This is a genomic window from Arthrobacter sp. 05T47 (genome assembly GCF_056395825.1).
The window spans coordinates 55,202-73,440 of record NZ_JBFTKG010000007.1; the positions used below are offsets into that span (position 1 = coordinate 55,202).

General features: G+C 68.1%; 18 protein-coding genes. 10 read left to right on the top strand and 8 right to left on the bottom strand.

Annotated features, from left to right (window positions below):
- Positions 1-70: 70 nt before the first annotated feature.
- Positions 71-601: a ribonuclease E activity regulator RraA gene (rraA, locus tag AC1DEY_RS07765; RefSeq protein WP_476867451.1), complete on the bottom strand. Its 531-nt coding sequence runs from the start codon at positions 599-601 to the stop codon at positions 71-73.
- Between the two features lie 78 nt (positions 602-679).
- Between rraA and AC1DEY_RS07770 the strand changes: the two genes are divergently transcribed.
- From AC1DEY_RS07770 to AC1DEY_RS07795, 6 genes are all read left to right on the top strand, one after another.
- Positions 680-1,945: an MFS transporter gene (locus tag AC1DEY_RS07770; protein ID WP_476867452.1), complete on the top strand. Its 1,266-nt coding sequence runs from the start codon at positions 680-682 to the stop codon at positions 1,943-1,945.
- A gap of 182 nt (positions 1,946-2,127) precedes the next feature.
- Positions 2,128-2,682, top strand: a complete 555-nt coding sequence (locus tag AC1DEY_RS07775) for a TetR/AcrR family transcriptional regulator (RefSeq protein ID WP_476867453.1) — start codon at positions 2,128-2,130, stop codon at positions 2,680-2,682.
- A 282-nt stretch (positions 2,683-2,964) separates the two neighbouring features.
- Entirely contained in the window at positions 2,965-4,176 is a 1,212-nt protein-coding gene (locus tag AC1DEY_RS07780) for an NAD(P)-dependent malic enzyme (RefSeq protein WP_476867454.1), read from the top strand.
- A 136-nt stretch (positions 4,177-4,312) separates the two neighbouring features.
- Positions 4,313-4,813 (top strand): DUF456 domain-containing protein, encoded by a 501-nt coding sequence (locus AC1DEY_RS07785; protein WP_476867455.1) that lies wholly within the window; start codon positions 4,313-4,315, stop codon positions 4,811-4,813.
- Positions 4,814-4,845: 32 nt separating this feature from the next.
- Entirely contained in the window at positions 4,846-5,925 is a 1,080-nt protein-coding gene (locus AC1DEY_RS07790; protein WP_476867456.1) for a hypothetical protein, read from the top strand.
- A gap of 81 nt (positions 5,926-6,006) precedes the next feature.
- Positions 6,007-6,363, top strand: a complete 357-nt coding sequence (locus tag AC1DEY_RS07795) for a nuclear transport factor 2 family protein (protein ID WP_476867457.1) — start codon at positions 6,007-6,009, stop codon at positions 6,361-6,363.
- Between the two features lie 22 nt (positions 6,364-6,385).
- Here the strand turns inward: AC1DEY_RS07795 and AC1DEY_RS07800 are convergent, their stop codons facing one another.
- Positions 6,386-7,063 carry a LysE family translocator gene (locus AC1DEY_RS07800; protein WP_476867458.1) on the bottom strand — a complete coding sequence of 226 codons (678 nt, stop codon included), beginning with the start codon at positions 7,061-7,063 and terminating at the stop codon, positions 6,386-6,388.
- 117 nt (positions 7,064-7,180) lie between these two features.
- Here AC1DEY_RS07800 and AC1DEY_RS07805 point away from each other — a divergent pair, with 117 nt between their 5' ends.
- On the top strand, positions 7,181-7,636 hold the full coding sequence (locus tag AC1DEY_RS07805; RefSeq protein ID WP_476867459.1) for an Lrp/AsnC family transcriptional regulator: 456 nt from the start codon (positions 7,181-7,183) through the stop codon (positions 7,634-7,636).
- 18 nt (positions 7,637-7,654) lie between these two features.
- Here AC1DEY_RS07805 and AC1DEY_RS07810 read toward each other — a convergent pair whose 3' ends face one another.
- Positions 7,655-8,113 (bottom strand): Lrp/AsnC family transcriptional regulator, encoded by a 459-nt coding sequence (locus tag AC1DEY_RS07810; RefSeq protein ID WP_176803545.1) that lies wholly within the window; start codon positions 8,111-8,113, stop codon positions 7,655-7,657.
- A gap of 337 nt (positions 8,114-8,450) precedes the next feature.
- Here AC1DEY_RS07810 and gluQRS point away from each other — a divergent pair, with 337 nt between their 5' ends.
- The 3 genes from gluQRS to AC1DEY_RS07825 are packed head-to-tail and all read left to right on the top strand — an operon-like array spanning position 8,451 to position 11,020.
- Positions 8,451-9,386 carry a tRNA glutamyl-Q(34) synthetase GluQRS gene (gene gluQRS / locus AC1DEY_RS07815; RefSeq protein ID WP_476867460.1) on the top strand — a complete coding sequence of 312 codons (936 nt, stop codon included), beginning with the start codon at positions 8,451-8,453 and terminating at the stop codon, positions 9,384-9,386.
- A 9-nt stretch (positions 9,387-9,395) separates the two neighbouring features.
- On the top strand, positions 9,396-10,016 hold the full coding sequence (locus AC1DEY_RS07820) for an HD domain-containing protein (protein ID WP_476867461.1): 621 nt from the start codon (positions 9,396-9,398) through the stop codon (positions 10,014-10,016).
- 2 nt (positions 10,017-10,018) lie between these two features.
- Positions 10,019-11,020 (top strand): NADP-dependent oxidoreductase, encoded by a 1,002-nt coding sequence (locus tag AC1DEY_RS07825; RefSeq protein ID WP_476867462.1) that lies wholly within the window; start codon positions 10,019-10,021, stop codon positions 11,018-11,020.
- Here the strand turns inward: AC1DEY_RS07825 and AC1DEY_RS07830 are convergent.
- The 5 genes from AC1DEY_RS07830 to AC1DEY_RS07850 all read right to left on the bottom strand — a co-directional run bounded on the left by AC1DEY_RS07830 (position 11,010) and on the right by AC1DEY_RS07850 (position 18,218).
- Positions 11,010-11,633, bottom strand: a complete 624-nt coding sequence (locus AC1DEY_RS07830) for a transmembrane-type terpene cyclase (protein ID WP_476867463.1) — start codon at positions 11,631-11,633, stop codon at positions 11,010-11,012. The two genes, AC1DEY_RS07825 and AC1DEY_RS07830, sit on opposite strands and share 11 nt — an antisense overlap.
- A 68-nt stretch (positions 11,634-11,701) precedes the next feature.
- Positions 11,702-13,720, bottom strand: coding sequence for an acetate--CoA ligase (gene acs, locus AC1DEY_RS07835; RefSeq protein WP_476867464.1), 2,019 nt, complete (start codon positions 13,718-13,720; stop codon positions 11,702-11,704).
- A 183-nt stretch (positions 13,721-13,903) separates the two neighbouring features.
- Entirely contained in the window at positions 13,904-14,914 is a 1,011-nt protein-coding gene (gene adhP / locus AC1DEY_RS07840; protein WP_441411140.1) for an alcohol dehydrogenase AdhP, read from the bottom strand.
- A gap of 259 nt (positions 14,915-15,173) precedes the next feature.
- Positions 15,174-16,490, bottom strand: a complete 1,317-nt coding sequence (locus AC1DEY_RS07845) for an ATP-binding protein (protein WP_476867465.1) — start codon at positions 16,488-16,490, stop codon at positions 15,174-15,176.
- A 132-nt stretch (positions 16,491-16,622) separates the two neighbouring features.
- On the bottom strand, positions 16,623-18,218 hold the full coding sequence (locus AC1DEY_RS07850) for an amino acid permease (protein ID WP_476867466.1): 1,596 nt from the start codon (positions 18,216-18,218) through the stop codon (positions 16,623-16,625).
- Between the last annotated feature and the right edge of the window lie 21 nt (positions 18,219-18,239).

Below are 18,239 nucleotides of genomic sequence, written 5' to 3' on the forward strand. Positions count from 1 at the left end.
GATAGTTGCTTTCAGTAACTATGTTACTGGCTCAAATGTTCCCGCCACTACATCCCGGCGAAAAATGTCCTCAGCGTTCGACCAGGATTCCGTCCGGATCGCACCAGATCATCGCGCCGGGGCGGATGGCCACGCCGTCGATCTCCAGCGGCACATCGATTCCCCCGGCGCCTTCCTTGGCGCTCTTGCGCGGGTTGCTGCCCAGCGCCTTGACCCCGAGCGGCAGCCCCGCGATCGCGATCCGGTCCCGGATGGCGCCGTTGATGACGACGCCGGCCCAGCCGTTCGCGACGGCACTCGCCGCGATCAGGTCCCCCATCAGCGCCGTGCGCAGGGAGCCGGCGCCGTCGACCACCAGCACGGAGCCGTTGCCGGGAGTGGCCAGCACGGACTTGACCAGAGCGTTGTCCTCGAAGCACCGGATGGTCCGGACCGGCCCGCGAAAGTGGCTGTGTCCGCCCAGGGACTGGAACTGCAGGGACACGGAGTCCAGCTCCCCGCCGCGCTCATCGTAAAGGTCGGCAGTATTGACGGCGGAAGCGTTCACGGGTTCTCCTCGGATGCAGGGGTGGGCGGCGTGTTCATACCGAGACTCGCACATAGCGAACAGATCTGCCGAGTCCCGATAGTCTGGCTCCGCACTGATACATCTGCCTGATCATCAGTTCCAGGGGGGACCATGAGCATGTCCGATACCACCGCGCCGGCACTCGCCGAACCCGAACGCCGCGTCCGGCCCGTCTGGACCGCGGGGGTGGTGCTGGTCAATGTCGGCATCAACGCGGCGTTCTTCGGCCCGATCCAGGTGCTCCTCGGCCAGCAGGCGGCGGCCTTCAGCGAACCGGACAAGGAAGCCATCCTGGCCCTCGTGACGGGTGCGGGCGCGGCCGTGTCCCTTGTCGCGAACCCCCTCTTCGGCGCCTTCAGCGACCGGACCACCTCACGCCGGGGCCGGCGGGTTCCGTGGGTGCTCTTCGGCGCCGTCCTGGGCGCGGCGGCACTCATCGCGCTGGCGGGCGCCCCGAGCATCGCCGCCATGACGCTGCTGTGGTGCCTCGTCCAGGCAGGCTGCAACGGCGCGTACGCGGCCATCACCGCGGCCATCCCGGACCGGGTTCCTGTCCCGCAGCGCGGCACTGTGGGTGGACTGGCTGCCATGGGCCAGACGGCAGGAATCCTGGCAGGGGCGGTGATCGCCGCCGCCGTCGCCGGAAACTTCGCCGCGGGGTACTTTGTCTGCGCGGCGGCGCTGCTTGCCGGCGTCGTGCTCTATTTCTTCAAGAACGACGACGTTCCGCTGCCTGCGCAGGCCCGCCCGCCGTTCAGCCTGGCCGGCTTCCTGCGGGGCTTTTGGATTTCCCCGGCCCGCTACCCGGACTTTGCCTGGGCCTGGCTGACGCGACTGCTGGTGAACATCGGCAACCACATGGTCACCCTTTACCTGCTGTTCTTCCTCAACGACGCCGTCCGGCTCCGCGACACCGAAGGGATAGAGCCCGCGCTGGGGGTTCTGATCCTGACGGGCCTTTATGCGGTCATGGTGATTCTCACCAGCGTGGTCGGCGGCCGGCTGAGCGACCGGATGGGCCGCCGGAAGCCGCTGGTCATCATCTCCTCGGCCGTGATCGCCGTGGCCTCCCTCATTCTTGCGTTTGCGCCCACCTGGCCGGGCGCGCTGATCGGCGCCTCGGTGCTGGGCATCGGCTTTGGCTGCTACCTGGCGGTGGACTTCGCCCTCATCACCCAGGTCCTGCCCACGGCCCTGGACCGCGGCAAGGACCTGGGCGTCATCAACGTCGCCAACTCACTGCCGCAAGTGCTCGCCCCGCTGATCGCGTACCCCTTTGTAGCCTTCTGGGGCGGCTATGTTGCGCTGTATGTGGCGGCCGCCGTGATCGGGCTTCTCGGTGCCGTGTTCGTGGTGAAGATCAAGGGCGTGGACTGAGCCGGCCGCGGCCGGCTCCTGGGGCCGCTGGGGCCCTGCCCGACGGGCCGAATGCCCGGTTTCGTGGCGTATAGTGGACGGCAATTGCCGCGGCAGCGCGGTGGGCGGATGGCGCCCGGCTGCCGAGAAAAACGACTCCCGGAACGCTGCTGATGCCTGACTTTCACTCAGATCTTCCACCGATGGCCCCTCCCCCCACTCTGCCCCGGCAACGGCTCCGTTACATTCGGATCCTCGACGTCGCCGCCGGGTTTGCCCGCAAGGGCCTGGACTCCGTGGTCCTGTCCGAGGTGGCGGCCAAGGCGGATGTGCCCCTGGGGACGCTGTACCGCTACTTTCCCTCCTCCACCCAGCTGGTCCTGGCGCTGTACCGCAAGCAACTGGGCGAACTGCTCGCAGGAAGCTCGGCGGAGGGAAAGGTTGCCACCCAGGCCCTGGCGGGAGTGGTGATGGAGATCTTCCACATGCGCCTGATGCAGCCCGCCGTGGAGCAGTGCCTCAACCGGGCGGTCTACGTCAAGGACACCGACACCACCCGGCTGCTCCGCGAAATCGATGCGACCGCCGAGAAAGCCGTGGCAGCCGCGTGCGGCGACGCCGCCGTGGCCCGGGTCCTGCTGTTGACGGTCACGGGGCTGGTCCAGGCCGTACGCTGCCGAAGGCTGTCCCTCTTCGAAGCGGAGGAGGACCTCAAGAAGGCCTGCTCACTGCTCCAGCGCGCCCAGCAGGCCGCGTAACCGGTCTAGACCAGCGGCCCCGAAAAACGTCTTCCTCGTGTGATACGGGTCACTTGATACGATGCGTAAACGTTTAACCATCGTGCGATAGCGCCCCGACCCGACGTAACCGGGGGAGCGCCCTGTTTAGGATTGCTGGACCGGATCCGGCTGACGCCAGCAATTCCGGGGGCTGCCCTACCACCACCACTGGTTGCGATGCCCCCGACAGACCAACTTGAGCACCCCTGTGCTTGAGCTTCATGAGCCGTGCGCCCACGGTGAATCCCAGGAGACAAAGACGTGTCCACTGAAACGATCATTCCCGCCGATTCCACTTCCCCGGCCGAGACGGTAACCGTGCTCAGCGACGAGGAAATCTTCGCATCCCACGAGGGCGGCAAGCTGTCGATTTCCAGCACCGTCTCGCTCGCCAGCAAGCGCGACCTCTCCATCGCCTACACGCCCGGCGTCGCCCAGGTCAGCCGCGCCATCCATGCCAACCCCGAGCTCGCCAAGACGCTCACGTGGGCCCAGCGCCTGGTGGTGGTCGTCAGCGACGGCACGGCCGTGCTGGGCCTGGGCAATATTGGCGCCAGCGCCTCGCTGCCCGTGATGGAGGGCAAGTCCGCGCTCTTCAAGGCCTTCGGCGAACTCGACTCCATCCCGTTGGTCCTCAACACCACCGACGTCGACGAAATCGTCGAGACCCTTGTCCGGCTGCGCCCGAGCTTCGGCGCCGTCAACCTCGAGGACATCGCCGCACCGCGCTGCTTCGAACTCGAGGAAAAGCTCATCGAGGCACTGGACTGCCCGGTCATGCACGATGACCAGCACGGAACCGCCGTCGTGGTCCTCGCCGCCCTGACCAACGCCGCCAAGGTGACCGGCCGGACGCTCGACAGCCTGCGCGTGGTGGTTTCCGGCGCCGGCGCGGCCGGAATCGCCGTCGCCGAAATCCTGCTGACCGCCGGGATCGGCGACGTCGTCCTCCTGGACTCCCGCGGCGCGATCAGCGCCGACCGTGCGGACATCGCCGCCGATCCGGCGAGCAAGAAGGCCGAACTCGCCGCCCGCAGCAACCCGCGCGGCGTAACCGGCGGCCCGGGAGAGGCACTGCTGGGCGCCGACGTGTTCGTCGGGGTCTCCTCCGCCAAGCTGGACGAGGAACACCTGAAGCTGATGAACCACAGCTCGATCGTGTTCGCCCTGTCCAACCCGGACCCGGAAGTCCTGCCGGAGGTCGCGAGCAAGTACGCGGCCGTCGTCGCCACCGGGCGCAGCGACTTCCCGAACCAGATCAACAACGTCCTCGCCTTCCCCGGCATCTTCCGCGGAGCCCTCGACGCCGGCGCCCGCCGGATCACGCCGGCCATGAAGCTCGCCGCGGCCCGGGCCATCGCCGAACTGGCCGAGGACGACCTCACCGCCGACTACATCGTGCCCAGCCCGCTTGACCCCCGCGTGGCGCCTGCCGTCTCCGCAGCAGTCGCCGCGGCGGTGGAAGCCGAGTAAACCCGCGCAACGCCGCGCTCAAACGGCGACGGCGGCCCTGCCTGCTGTGGATCTAACTGTGCAGGGCCGCCGTCGCCTGCCTGGTTGGGGAGCGCCGCGGAGCGCCGGGCCGGGCCTCGCCGCCTAGACTTGGCCCATGAACCCCGAGATTGCCGTGACTGTGCTCTGCGGCCTTGCCATCCTGGTGGGCGTGGCCGGGACCATCATCCCCGTGCTGCCCGGTGGCATCCTGATCGGGCTGAGCCTGCTCGCCTGGGCGCTGTGGGGCGGCGCCGGAACCACCGGCTGGGTGGTCTTCGGGATCGGGCTGGTGTTCGTCCTGGCCGGCATGGCCGCCGGTGCCGTCCTGACCGGCCGGAAACTCAAGGAACACAGCATCCCGAGCCGTTCGGTGGTGGTGGGCCTGGTGCTGGGCGTGGCTGGCATGTTCATCATCCCCGTGGTGGGGCTCTTCGTGGGGTTCGCGGCCGGGCTCCTGCTCAGCGAGCTGCTGCGCACACGGGCGTTCGGAACGGCGGTGGCCTCGAGCTGGGCGGCGCTGAAGGCCACCGGCCTGGGCATGATCGTGGAATTCGGCCTCGCGTGCCTCGCCGCGAGCACTTGGGTGATCGGGCTCTGGGTGGCTTCGGCAGCCTAGCAGCGGCCCGCGGAGCCTACTACCATGAGGGAATGAGCGCCGGACTTGGCGAATCTGCCACCCACATCACCATCGGCCAAATCCCTGCCGACCTCCTTGCCGCCGGGCAGATTGCCGCGGACCGGACGTCCGCGGGCCAGACGCCCGTGGGCACGGGCAGACCGTACACCGACACCCGCGACCTGACGCCCTACCGCAAGCCCGTAATCCGGACGCCTGTCCGCGGCCTGGCCGGCAACGTGGGCGGCGTGGTGACCGGGCTCATGGCGGGCCGGAAGCCCGGGACGCTGGCCGCCGAGGGCGGGGTTCCCCGGCTGGGCAAGGTGGGCGGCCGGACCTCGGCCAAGACCGCGAAGGCGGTGCACGCCGCCATCTTTGGCAGCACCGAGCCGGACCGGCTGATCACCCTGGCCCGCACGTACCCCGGCTGGGCCGGACTCTGCTACCTCATGGCCGGGCTACTGGCCTACGCCCACGGCGGGCACCTGCGCGCGTCCGAGCTCCTGCAGCATGGCCTCAGCCTCCGGAACGACGCCGACGCCAACCGCTACGCGGCCGTCTACCTGGCCGGCGTGGTCACCAGGGTGGAGGTGGCCGAGCGGATCGAGGTCCCGGTGCTGTTCAGCGAGGAGGCCGTATTCCTTGCCCTGTCCCATTCCCTGCGCGAGACCGGCCAGACGGAGGCGGCGCTTGCCGCGCTGGCCGGCCTCCCGCCGTCGCTGCCGCTGGCCCTGGCCCGCTGTTCGCTCGCCGCCGAGCTGGGACGCGACGTAGAAGTGGTAGCGGACACCGAGGGGCTACTCAATGCGGACGATCTGTCCGCCGCGCTGCTGCTGGTCCGTGCCCGGTCGCTGCGCCGGCTGCGGTCCTACAGCGCCTCCCGCTCCGCTCTGCAGGAGGTCCTGCGGCGCAGGAAGACGGACTTCACCCTCCGCGGCGACGCGCTGACGGACCGTGCCCTGCTCCTGCTGGACGCTGGCAGAAAGACCTTCGGAGCCCGGGATTGGCAGCGCCGGAAACCGGCCCAGCTGGAGGCCGTGAAGGCCATCCGCAAAGACGCGGAAATGCACGAACTCTGGGACCGCGAATACGGCAAACCTGACGAGAACTGACAGGATTACGTGCCGGATCAGCGCCAAATACACGTAACCACTACTCTTGCGGGCCCCCATGCCGGGGAGTACAAACGAGGCATGAGAGATGCGGTGGAGCGCTGGATGCAGCACTACATCACGGCGTGGACAACGAATGGTCCGGAGGACATTCGGGCCCTGTTTACCGAGGACGCCGTCTATGCGACCAGCCCCCAGGAAGCCGAACCGTGGCAGGGCCGGGATGACATCGTGGAGCACTGGATTGCCGGGCGCGATGAGCCGGATGACTGGACATTTGAGTGGAAACTGCTGGGGGTCGACGGCGGCAGGGCGTTCGTGCAGGGCCTGACAACCTACCGTGGCAACAGCCGAAGCTATGACAACCTGTGGATCATCCAGTTGACCGCAGACGGCCGTGCGTCGTCCTTCACCGAGTGGTACATGCAGCGCAAGTAGCGCCGGCCCCGAGTTCCCGGGCTTACCCGCGGGACAGTGCTGCGCCGACCGCGGGCACGATCTGTTCGGCGAGCAGCAGGGCACCCAGGACCAGCATGATGATCCCGCTGGCCAGTGTCACCTGGCGCGCTGCGCCCGGCCGGGCGTGCAGCAGTTTCCGGGCCAGGAGTGCCACGCAGCTGTAGATGACCGCCACGAGCAGGACGAAGGTCAGCCCGAGCAGCCCTGACTGGACCGGAACCGGCAACGCGGCCTCGGGACTGACGAACTGCGGCACCAGGGCCACGAAGAACAGCAGGCCCTTCGGATTGATCCCGCTGATACCCACGCCCTGGAGGAAGATCCGGAGCTGGCCCGGGGGCGCGGCCGCCGGGGGAGCCGAGGTGCCCGCGCTGAAGCTGGGGCCGTTGAAGCTGGCGCCCCGCCAGGACCGCAGGGTGCTGAATCCCAGCCAGAGCAGGTAAAGGGCACCCGCAGCCGTCAGCCAGCCGAGCACGCCGGGCAACCCGGCCAGAAGTGCCGCAAGGCCCAGCACCAGGAGCGCCGTGTGGAGGGCGTAGCCGCCGCACAGCCCGGCGACGGCGGGCGCGAAGCTGCGCTGCCTGAGCCCGGCCGCAATCGAGTACGCCCAGTCGACGCCGGGCGTGCACGCCAAGGCGACGGCGACAACCAGGAAGGCGAGGAAAAGCTGGGGGTTCATGGCGGCTCCAGGGGTGCGGCACCCTCGTTGCGGGTACAGGGAAAACTCTAGGCAAAATCGGCCCGGAAGTGTTCGCCTATTTACTGGAGAATCGCGGCTTTTGGGTAAGATAATTGCGTGATCGACAACATTGACAGAAGTATTTTGCGCCACCTCCAGACGGACGGGCGAATGACTGCCACGGCCCTGGCGGCCAAGGTGGGGCTGACCGTTGCCCCGTGCCACCGCCGGCTGCGCGATCTCGAGGCCGCCGGGATCATCCGGGGCTACCGGGCGGACGTCGATCCCGCCGCCGTGGGTCTCGGCTTCGAGGCCATCGTCTTCGTGACGCTGCGCCAGGTGGACCGCTCTACCATGGAGATCTTCGAGAACCGGGTGGCCGACAACCCCAACATCGTGGAGGCCCAGCGGCTCTTCGGCTCACCGGACTATCTGCTCAAGGTCATCGCCGAGGACCTGCCGTCCTACCAGCGTTTCTACGACAGCGAACTGACCTCGCTGCCCGGCGTCGAGCGCCTGACCTCAACCCTGGTCATGAAGAACCTCAAGACCAACGTGGGTCCGCCCGTCTAGTCGGAGGCGTCAGGCATCTTAGGCGCCGAGCAGTCCCGTGGTCCGGTAGGGGATGACCTCGCGCAGGAACATGCTGGTTGAGGTCCGGACGATGCCGGGGCACAGCCGGATTTCCTCGGACACGCGGTAGAGGTCATCCGGACTTTTGGCCACCACCCGGATCAGGAGGTCGGTGTCGCCGGCCGGCGCATGGCATTCGAGCACTTCCGGGATGTTGCGCAGGGCCGCGATCGCCTCGTTGAGGTGGCTCTGGTCCAGTTCCGCGCTCACGGCCGCCGCCACGCCCCGGCCCAGGGCCGACGGTAGGACCCGGCTGCTGTTCGGGCGGAGCGCGCCCGACGCCGACATCCGCTCCAGCCGGGACTGGACCGTTCCGCGGGCCAAGCCCAGCTTCTGCGCCAGCACCATGACCGGCACGCGGGGATCCTCGTCCAGCGCGGCGAGGATCCGCCGGTCCGTCGCGTCGAGCTCCTGCAAAATGACCACTTCCTGTTCACCGCCCCGGCAGAAGTTGATCAGATTGACCACTCCGGCGCCGGTCCGTTGCACCAACTGTAGGGCTTCTGCTCAAATGGTGACAACAAGGGGACGCGGCCACCGCCACGGTCCCGAAGGCTACGGAAACCCCGGCACACCACCCGGACCCCGGATGAGGCTCCCGCAAGGAACCCGCCGCTGATTGACTCTTGTTCACGCATCGTCATTCCGCACAACGCACCACCACGCGGCAAGAGCCCCTGAGCTACCGACGTCGGATTCCCGAAGTCATCGGTAGCTGAGGGGCTCTTGTGCTGCCCCCGCATAGGCTTATCCCATGACCTCAACCGGCCGCTTCGCCCCCAGTCCCTCCGGCGAACTGCATGTGGGCAACCTCCGGACCGCCATCCTGGCCTGGCTCTTCGCCCGGTCCACGGCGCGGAAGTTCCTGATGCGGGTGGAGAACCTGGACCGTGCCCGGGCCGGTGCCGAGGCCGGGCAGCTCCGCGACCTCGCCGCGATCGGCGTGGGCTGGGACGGCGGCATAGTGCGCCAGACGGACCGGGAACACCTGTACGCCGGGTCGATCGCGCAGCTGACGGCGGCCGGCCTGACCTACGAGTGCTTTTGCACCCGCCGCGAAATCCAGGAAGCCCCGTCCGCGCCGCACGCCCCGCAGGGCGCCTACCCGGGGACCTGCCGGAACCTCACCGACGCCGAGCGCGCCGCCAAACGGGCCACCCGGCCGCCTGCTGTCCGGCTCCGTTCCACAGTGGCCGAGGTGACGGTCCAGGACGTGCTCCACGGCGGGTACACGGGGGTGGTGGACGACTTCGTGCTCCGGCGCAACGACGGCGTGACCGCCTACAACCTGGCCGTGGTGGTGGACGATGCGGAGCAGGGCATAGACCAGGTGGTTCGCGGCGACGACCTGCTGCCCTCCACGCCCCGGCAGGCGTACCTGGCGTCCCTCCTGAATATGCCTGTTCCGGAATATGCGCATGTGCCGCTGGTACTCAACGCCGACGGCGCCCGGCTGGCCAAGCGCGACGGCGCCGTCACCCTCGCCGACCTGGAGCTGGCCGGCGTGACCGCGGACCAGGTCCGGGACATGCTGCTGGCCTCTCTCGGCCTCCCGCCCGGCGGGCTGGAACATGCACTTGCCGCCTTCGACCCCGCAGCGCTGCCCCGCGATCCCTGGGTGTGGCCCGGGGTGCCCGCAGCCCTCCCGGCAGCCGGGGTCCCGCCCCGAACGGACAGCCGCGGCGCGTAGGCTGGATTCATGACCGAGCCCGCACACCCCCAGCCCCGCTTCACCGTTGAGACAGCCAAGGTCCTGGCCGAGGTGGCCCACAACCGCCAGAAGGACAAGCTCAAGCGGCCCTACCGGGAGCATGTGCTCGCCGTCGGCGATGCCCTGGCGGACTTCGACGACGATATCCGGATCGCCGGGTACCTCCACGACATCGCCGAGGACACCCCGATGACACGGCAGGCGCTGCTGGACATGGGCGTCTCCGAGCGGGCCGTGGACATCATCGAACGGGTCACGAAGCGCCTGCACGAGAACCCGGACGACTACCAGGCCGGCATCCGCTACATCGCCGAGGACCACGACGCCACCCTGGTCAAGATCGCCGACAATGCGCACAATTCGCTGCCGGAACGGGTCAAGGCGCTGGCCGAAAAGTGGCCGGACAAGCCCCCGGTGACCCGCTACGACGAGGCCCGCCCGGTGCTCTATGCCGCCGTCCCGGTCGAGGAAACCCGGAAGATCCTGGCCCGGATCAACCCGTGGCTGCTGGMCGAACTGGACGACATGCTCGACGAGGCGGACGACACCGACTACGAGAACCTCTCCTACGAGGCTGCCTCCGCCGAACCAGAGCCCACCCGGGACTAAGCGTGCGTGCCTACGTCCTCACCCGCTATGGCGGCCCGGACGCCATGGAACTCCGCGACGTTCCGGCGCCCCAGCCCGGCCCGGGCGATGTCCGGATCAAAGTCTCCGCGGCAGGGCTGAACCCGGTGGACTTCAAATTCCGGCAGGGTGCGCTCCGTCCCATCAGCCGTGTCCGCCTGCCGATCGTCGCCGGCTGTGAAGTCGCCGGGACGGTGGAAGCAGTCGGACCCGGGCCCAGCCGCTTCGCCATTGGGGACCGCGTCTACGCCCGGGTGGATAAGACGCGGCTCGGAGCGTTTGCCGAGCTGGTGTGCGTACAGCAGGAATTCGTGGCCGCCATGCCGGCGTCGCTCGGATTCGCCGACGCCGCCGGATTGCCCCTGGCCGGACTCACGGCGCTGCAGGCCCTCCGGGATGAACTCGGCGTGGGTCACGGCACCCGGCTCTTCATCTCCGGCGGCGCAGGCGGCGTGGGAACCCTGGCCATCCAGCTCGCCCAGTATTTTGGGGCCGAGGTCACCACCACGGCATCGGTCCGGGGCGAGGCACTGGTGCGTCGGCTGGGGGCGGACCGCGTCGTCGACTACACCCGGGAGAATTTCGCCGAGGTGCTGCACGATTTCGACGCCGTGTTGGACCTGGTCGGCGGGACGACCCTCCGGGATTCCTTCCGCATCCTCCGGCCCGGCGGCCGGGTGGTTTCCATCGCCGGCGTTCCGGAGCCCCGCACGGCGACGAAGGACCTGGGTTCGCCGCCGTTGATCACCGCCGCGTTCTGGCTGATGAGCATGGGTATCCGCCGCCGCGCCCGCAGGGCGAAGGCCGGCTACCGCTACCTGTTCATGCACCCCAGCGGGGATGATCTGCGCACTCTGGCGGCGCTGGTCGACAGCGGCCACGTGCAGCCGGTTGTGGACAGGACCTACCCGTTCGCGGAGATCGCGGAGGCCTTCGCTGCGCTCGAACAGGGCCACGCCAAGGGCAAGATCGTCGTCACGCTCTAGGCCTAAGCCGGCGCCGGGACCGCCACAGCAGGCCGATGTACACCAGATCAAAGACGCTGCAGAGCAGGCCCACTCCCAGGATCAGGGGCGAACCGCGGTACCAGCCGAAGACAATCGTGGGCGCGAGGGTGCCGATCCACTTGGCCACGGCGATCAGCAGGGTCTGGCCCCGGGGCCCGCCGCGGGTAACGAACATGGCGATGAACAGCCCGGACATCAGCAGGTTCTGCAGGAAGGCCGCATAGCGCGAAGCGTCATCCCAGCCGAACTCTGCGACGAACAGCAGCTGCACGGCGAAGGACGTGACGCCCAGCAGGAGCGCCCAGCCGACGAAGAGCCGCCGCGTCACCCACGCCGGAAGTTCGGATCGGCCGAACTTCAAGAAGGTGTACAGAATCACGACGTCGGCGAGTCCCCACGCGATGTTGAAGACCCCCTGCGCGTCAATTCCGGTCGCGACGGAGCGGGCGGCGTAGATGGTCTCCCACGCGAAGTTGAGCCCGAGCGCGGCGGCCGGGATCGCGTAGCTCCTGTCCTTGAAACCAATCCGGATGGCATCGACATAGACCACGGTCCAGGCCAGGCCGCTGACAATCGTCAGGAACAGGATCACGGTCTCCACCTCTCATGCGCGGGAGCCCACTCGTGCGGACACAAGCGAGCATACCGATCGCGGGTGGGTTATTTTCTTAGCGATTGGGCGATTTGGGTCATGACGGTGTTGTCCGCCAGGGTGGTCGCGTCGCCTGGGTCGCGGCCTTCGGCGACGTCTTTGAGGAGGCGGCGCATGATTTTTCCGGACCGGGTTTTGGGCAGTTCGGGGACGATGAGGATGGTTTTGGGTTTGGCGATCGGGCCGATTTCCTTGCCGACGTGGTTGCGGAGTTCGGTGACGGTGTCCTCGCCGGWGTCSRYGGCGTCCCSGCGGAGGATSACGAAGGCGACGACGGCCTGGCCGGTGGTCTCGTCCGCGGCGCCGACGACGGCGGCTTCSGCGACSGCGGGGTGGGAGACGAGGGCGGATTCGATTTCGGCGGTGGAGAGCCGGTGCCCGGAAATGTTCATCACGTCATCGACCCGGCCCAGGAGCCAGATATCGCCGTCCTGGTCCTTCTTGGCGCCGTCGCCGGCGAAGTACATGGTCTCGAAGCGGGACCAGTAGGTCTCCTTGAACCGTTCCGGGTCCCCCCAGATCCCGCGGAGCATGGCCGGCCAGGGTTCGCGGATCACCAGGAAGCCGCCGTGCCCGTTGGGCACGGACGCGCCGGTCTCGTCCACGACGTCCRCGGCGATGCCSGGCAGCGGGACCTGCGCSGARCCGGGCTTGGTCGCGGTGACCCCGGGCAGCGGGGCGATCATCTGCGCCCCGGTCTCGGTCTGCCACCAGGTGTCCACGATCGGGGCGGGGTGCTCTTTCTTTTCRCCGTTCTTGCCGGCATTGGCCCCGATGGTCTCGCGGTACCACATCCAGGCCTCGGGGTTGATGGGTTCGCCCACSGAGCCCAGGACCCGGATCGAGGACAGGTCGTATTTCGCGGGGATGTCSGTGCCCCACTTCATGAACGTCCGGATCGCGGTCGGGGCGGTGTAGAGGATGGAGACCCGGTATTTTTCGATGATTTCCCACCAGCGGCCCTGGTGCGGGGAGTCCGGGGTGCCYTCRTACATGACCTGGGTGGCGCCGTTGATCAGCGGGGCGTAGGCGACGTAGGAGTGCCCGGTGACCCAGCCGACGTCCGCGGTGCACCAGTACACGTCGGTCTCCGGRTGCAGGTCGAAGACCGCCCGGTGSGTRTAGGCGGTCTGGGTGAGGTAGCCGCCGGTGGTGTGCAGGATGCCCTTGGGCTTGCCGGTSGTCCCGGAGGTGTACAGGATGAACARMGGRTGCTCGGCGTCGTGCCCGRCGGCSGTGTGCTCGGSKGAGGCGGCGCCGACGGTGTCGKCCCACCAGTGGTCCCGGCCCTCGTGCCAGTCCACCTCCTGTCCGTTGCGTTTGACCACCACGACGTTCCGCACCGTGTGCCCGGCACCGGCGAGGGCSTCGTCGACGGCGGGTTTGAGCGGGCTGGGCTTGCCGCGGCGGTAGGTGCCGTCGGCGGTGACGACGAGTTTGGCCTCGGCGTCATCGATCCGGGACCGCAGCGCATCGGCGGAGAAGCCGCCGAAGACCACCGAGTGGACCGCGCCGATCCGGGCGCAGGCGAGCATGGTGATGACGGCCTCGGGGATCATGGGCAGGTAGACCGCGACCCGGTCGCCCTTGGCCACGCCGAGGGACTCGAASGCGTTCGCGGCCCTCTTCACCTCCGCGGTCAGCTGSGCGTAGGTGTAGGTGCGGGTGTCCCCGGGCTCGCCCTCGAARTGGATCGCCACCCGGTCCCCGTTCCCGGCCCTCACATGCCGGTCCAGGGCGTTGTACGCGGCGTTGACCTCCCCGCCGACGAACCACTTCGCGAACGGCGGCTCGGACCAGTCCAAAGCCTGGTCAAAGTCCCGGGACCAGTCCAGCAGTTCCCGGGCCTGCCTCGCCCAGAACGCGGGCCGGTCCGCGTCGGCCTCGGCATACTCACCCGCGGTCACCACCGCATTCGCCGCGAACTCCGCCGAAGGCGCGAACCGCCGGTCCTCCTGCGACAGATTCTCAAACGCATCGCCGCCCCGGAGGAGGCTGGATGATGCCGCGGTGCGGGCGTTGGACATGGGTAACCCCTGTTCTTTTGGTCGATGGACGGCTGTGAAGATGGACCGCTGTGAAGATGGATTGCTGTGGAGATGGACTGCGGTGAATATGCGTGCGGGTGTGGGAAGCCGCGGCAGCGCATCCCCAGGCGCGCCCAGGGATACGCCGCCGCAGGCAGCCAGGAGTGGTCAGTACCTAGTGACTCAGTACTTGAGGACCACGCGGCCGTCGATCTTGGCGTGCTTCATTTCATCGAGGACGGCATTGACCTCGGAGAGATTCCGGGTGGAAACCGTGGGGTGGATCTTGCCCTGGGCGTAGAAGTCCAGGGCCTCCTCGAGGTCCTGCCGGGTTCCCACGATGGAGCCCCGGACTGTCAGGCCCTTGAGCACAATCTCAAAGATCGGCGCGGGGAAGTCCCCCGGCGGCAGGCCGTTGAAAACGATCGTTCCGCCGCGGCGTGCCATGCCGATGGCCTGGCCGAACGCTGACGGGTGCACTGCGGTGACCAGGACTCCATGGCAACCTCCGGTTTCGCGCTGGATGACTTCGGCAGGGTCTTCGTGCAGGGCGTTGACCGTCAGCTCGGCGCCGTGCTTTTTGGCCAGGGCCAGTTTGTCGTCCGCGATGTCCACCGCGGCGACCCGAAGGCCCATGGCCACGGCGTACTGCACGGCGATGTGCCCCAGCCCGCCAATGCCGGAGATGGTGACCCACTGGCCCGGTTTGGCCTCGGTCATCTTCAGGCCCTTGTAGACGGTCACGCCGGCGCAGAGCACGGGTGCGACTTCCACCGGGTCCGAGCCGGCCGGGATGCGGGCGGCAAAACGGCTGTCGACCAGCATGTACTCGCCGAAGGAGCCGTCAACGCTGTAGCCGGCGTTCTGCTGGGCCTCGCACAGGGTTTCCCAGCCGGTCCGGCAGTACTGGCAGTCGCCGCAGGCCGACCAGAGCCAGGCGTTTCCCACGAGATCGCCGACGGCCAGATCGGTGACGCCCTCCCCGACGGCAACGACCTCGCCGACGCCTTCGTGGCCGGGAATGAACGGCGGTGACGGCTTGACCGGCCAGTCGCCCTCCGCGGCGTGCAGGTCTGTGTGGCATACCCCGCTGGTCAGTACTTTGACCAGGGCCTCGCCTCGTCCCGGGGTGGGCACCGGAAGGTCCTGGATCTGGAGGTCCTTGCCGAATTCGGTAACAACAGCAGCTTTCATCGTCGTCATTGTCGATATTCCTTCGTCGCTTGTAGCCGCAGCAAATAGTGCGCCGGCCTGAATTTGAGCATCACGCCAGAAGCCGGCCGTGGGTGCCCGTTGTCCGCCGAAAGCCTCACAAGGGGTGTGGGTGAGGCGATCATCGCCGGTACATGTGCTGAGCCGGATGATGGCCGTTGCCTAGAGCCTAGGGAGGCGAGGGTTGCGACGAGGTTGCAGCCTTGTGAATCAGGTCACCTGGGCGGGCCAGGGCGCCGGTCTACACCCGGCCCAGGGCGTCGATGTCCTCAAGGAACTGCTGGTGGACTTCGGGGCTGACCGTGGTCCGGGTTTCGGCGATCGCATCGAGGTAGTCCTGGGTCGAGGGGCCCTTCCGGACCGCCTCGCGGACTGAGGCGCTGCCACCGGAGGCTGCACCGCCGTCGTCGTACACCGCTTTTTCCAGCGCCCGCTGGGAGGCGCTGCGGGCCGCGTACTCGATGTCCGCGGGGGAGAAGCCTTCGGCGCGGTCCACCAGGAGCTCGACGTCGACGTCGTCCACCACGGCGGCGGGGATGAAGCGCTGCCACATGGCCTCGCGGGCCTGCCGGTCCGGCAGGCCGATCGGGATGACGTAATCGAACCGGCCGTGCCGCAGGAACGCCGAATCCAGGGCGCGGATGAAGTTGGTGGCGCAGACCAGGAGCCGGCCGGGCTGTTCGCGGAAGGCCGGGATGATCTTGAGCAGCTCGTTGGTGACACCCTGCAACGGAGAAGGCGGCTCGCCCGAGCGCTGCGCCGCGATCTCCTCCACCTCGTCGATGAACACGACGGCGTGCTCCAGTTCGGCGATCTCCAGGAAGGTCTCGCGCAGCGCCCCGGCCAGCCCCTTGGGGTCGGCGGCCAGCCGGGAGGGAAAGACCTCCACGAACGGCCACTCCAACCGGGACGCGATCGCCTTGGCAAAGGTCGTCTTGCCCGTGCCGGGAGGGCCGAAGAGGACCACCGCCCGCGGCGGCACCACCCCGTATTCGTCGGCGAGGTCGGCCTCAGCCAGCGGAAGAACCAGCCGGCGTTCCAGGAGTTCCTTTTCGCGGCGCATGCCCGCCACGTTCTCCCAGAGGTCGCGGGCCAGGATCCGGCCGCCCAGCAGGCTGAGGGGTTCCAGTTCCTGGCGCTGGACCGGGATTTTCCGCTCGAAGTAACGCAGGTTCTTCTTCAGCGCGAAACCGCGGCCGAGGAAGGCCTCCACCCGGGTTTCGGATTCGGGCATCAGGGCCGAGAGCTTGTTCAGCCCGTGCGGGGCCATCCTGTTCTCCACCGCGGCCAGCAACGACGTGCCGATGCCGCGGCCCCGGAAATCCGGCAGCGTGGCCAGGAAAACGATCCAGCCCTGGTCATGCGCGGCCCGTCCGACGGCGGCGCCCACCACCTGCTCGCCCTGCACCGCGACGACGGCATGGTCCTTTTCGCAGGAGGCAAGCACCTCGGAGAGGGCGTAGACCGGCTCGACGTTGGTGGCCTTCAGGGACTCCCAGAGGTGCAGGATCCCGTCTAGATCGGCCGAATGGAAATCCCTGATCCGCCAGTTGGTCATGAGCTGTCTCCCGGGTGGTTCGTCGCTGAGCCATGTTGAGTCTTGAGCTGAGCATATGCGAACCGGGTGCGCGAGGGGTTGCGGGGACGTTGCGTTACGCGGCCGCAGACGCGGCCGCGTAACGCCGGAGTGCTACTCCGAAATCCCGTCGGTGCCCGCTGCGTTCTTCCCTGCGGGGCGGTTGGCGACGAGCGGGTACGGGCCGGTGAACCCGTCGCGCACAGCGGCGATTTCCAGGATGCGGTCCCGGCAGAGGCGCCAGCCGAGCATCAGGAGCGGAATGATCACCACCAGGGACGCGATGGTCCACGTTCCCACGGGCGAGTCGAAGGCCATCAGGACCAGCACCGCCAGGAGGAAGGCCAGGGTGATCCAGCCCGTGACGGGTGCGCCCGGCATGCGGAAAGCGGGCCGGAGGAGTTCCCCGCGGGCGGCGAGCCGGGCAAGCTGCATCTGGCACAGGACGATCATGGCCCAGGTGCTGATGATGCCCAGCGATGCGACGTTGAGGACGATCTCGAACGCCTCGGCCGGGACCACGGCGTTCAGGACCACACCCAGCACCGCGACGGCGGCGGTGAGCGCGATTCCGCCATACGGGACACCGGACTTGTTCATCCGCGCTGCGAACTTCGGCGCGGAGCCCGAGACGGACATCGAACGCATGATCCGGCCGGTGGAGTAGAGGCCGGCGTTGAGCGAGGACAGCGCCGCGGTGAGGACCACGAGGTTCATGATGGCGTCCACGCCGTCCACGCCGATGGAGCCGAAGAACGTCACGAAGGGGCTTTCGCCGGCCTTGTAGGAGCTGTAGGGCAGCAGGAGGGAGAGCAGCACCAGCGAGCCGACGTAGAACACCGCGATGCGCACGATCACCGTGTTGATGGCCCGCGGCATGATCTTCTCCGGGTTCTCCGTCTCGCCGGCGGCGGTGCCGATCAGTTCGATCGAGGCGTAGGCGAACACGACGCCCTGCATCACCACGATGGCCGGCACCAGGCCGTTGGGGAACAGGCCGCCGTTGTCCGCGATCAGGCTGAAGCCGACCTCCTGGCCTGCCACGGGCGTGCCGAAGATGACGAAGTAGATGCCCACGACCAGGAAGGACACCAGCGCCACGACCTTGATGAGCGCGAACCAGAATTCAAGCTCGCCGAACACCTTGACGCTGATGAGGTTCAGGCCCAGGACCAGGATCAGGGCTGCCAGGGCCCAGGTCCACTGCGGCACGTCCGCGATGGGCGCCCAGTACTTCTTGAAGAAGTTCATGTACAGCGCGACGGCGGTGATGTCCACGATCGCCGTCATGGCCCAGTTCAGCCAGTACAGCCAGCCCGTGACGAACGCGGCTTTCTCGCCGAAGAACTCGCGGGCGTAGGAGACGAAGGAGCCCGACGACGGCCGGTGCATGACGAGTTCGCCGAGCGCGCGCAGGATCATGAAGGCGAAGAACCCGCAGACGGCATAGCTGATGATCAGGGCCGGTCCGGCGGTGGCGAGACGGCCGCCGGCGCCCATGAACAGGCCAGTGCCGATCGCACCGCCGATCGCGATCATCTGGACCTGCCGGGGTTTCAGGCCCTTGTGGTAGCCCTGGTCCTCGGCGTGGAGCGCGGCCCCGGAGGCATGGGCATGCGCCGGAATGGTGTGGTCGGAGACGGCCTGTTGTTGGGCCGACAGTTCTTGGGCTGGCTGTTTTTGGGCACGGGCAGTTTCGGGATGAGTCATCGGGGTCCTTCGGGGTTCGAG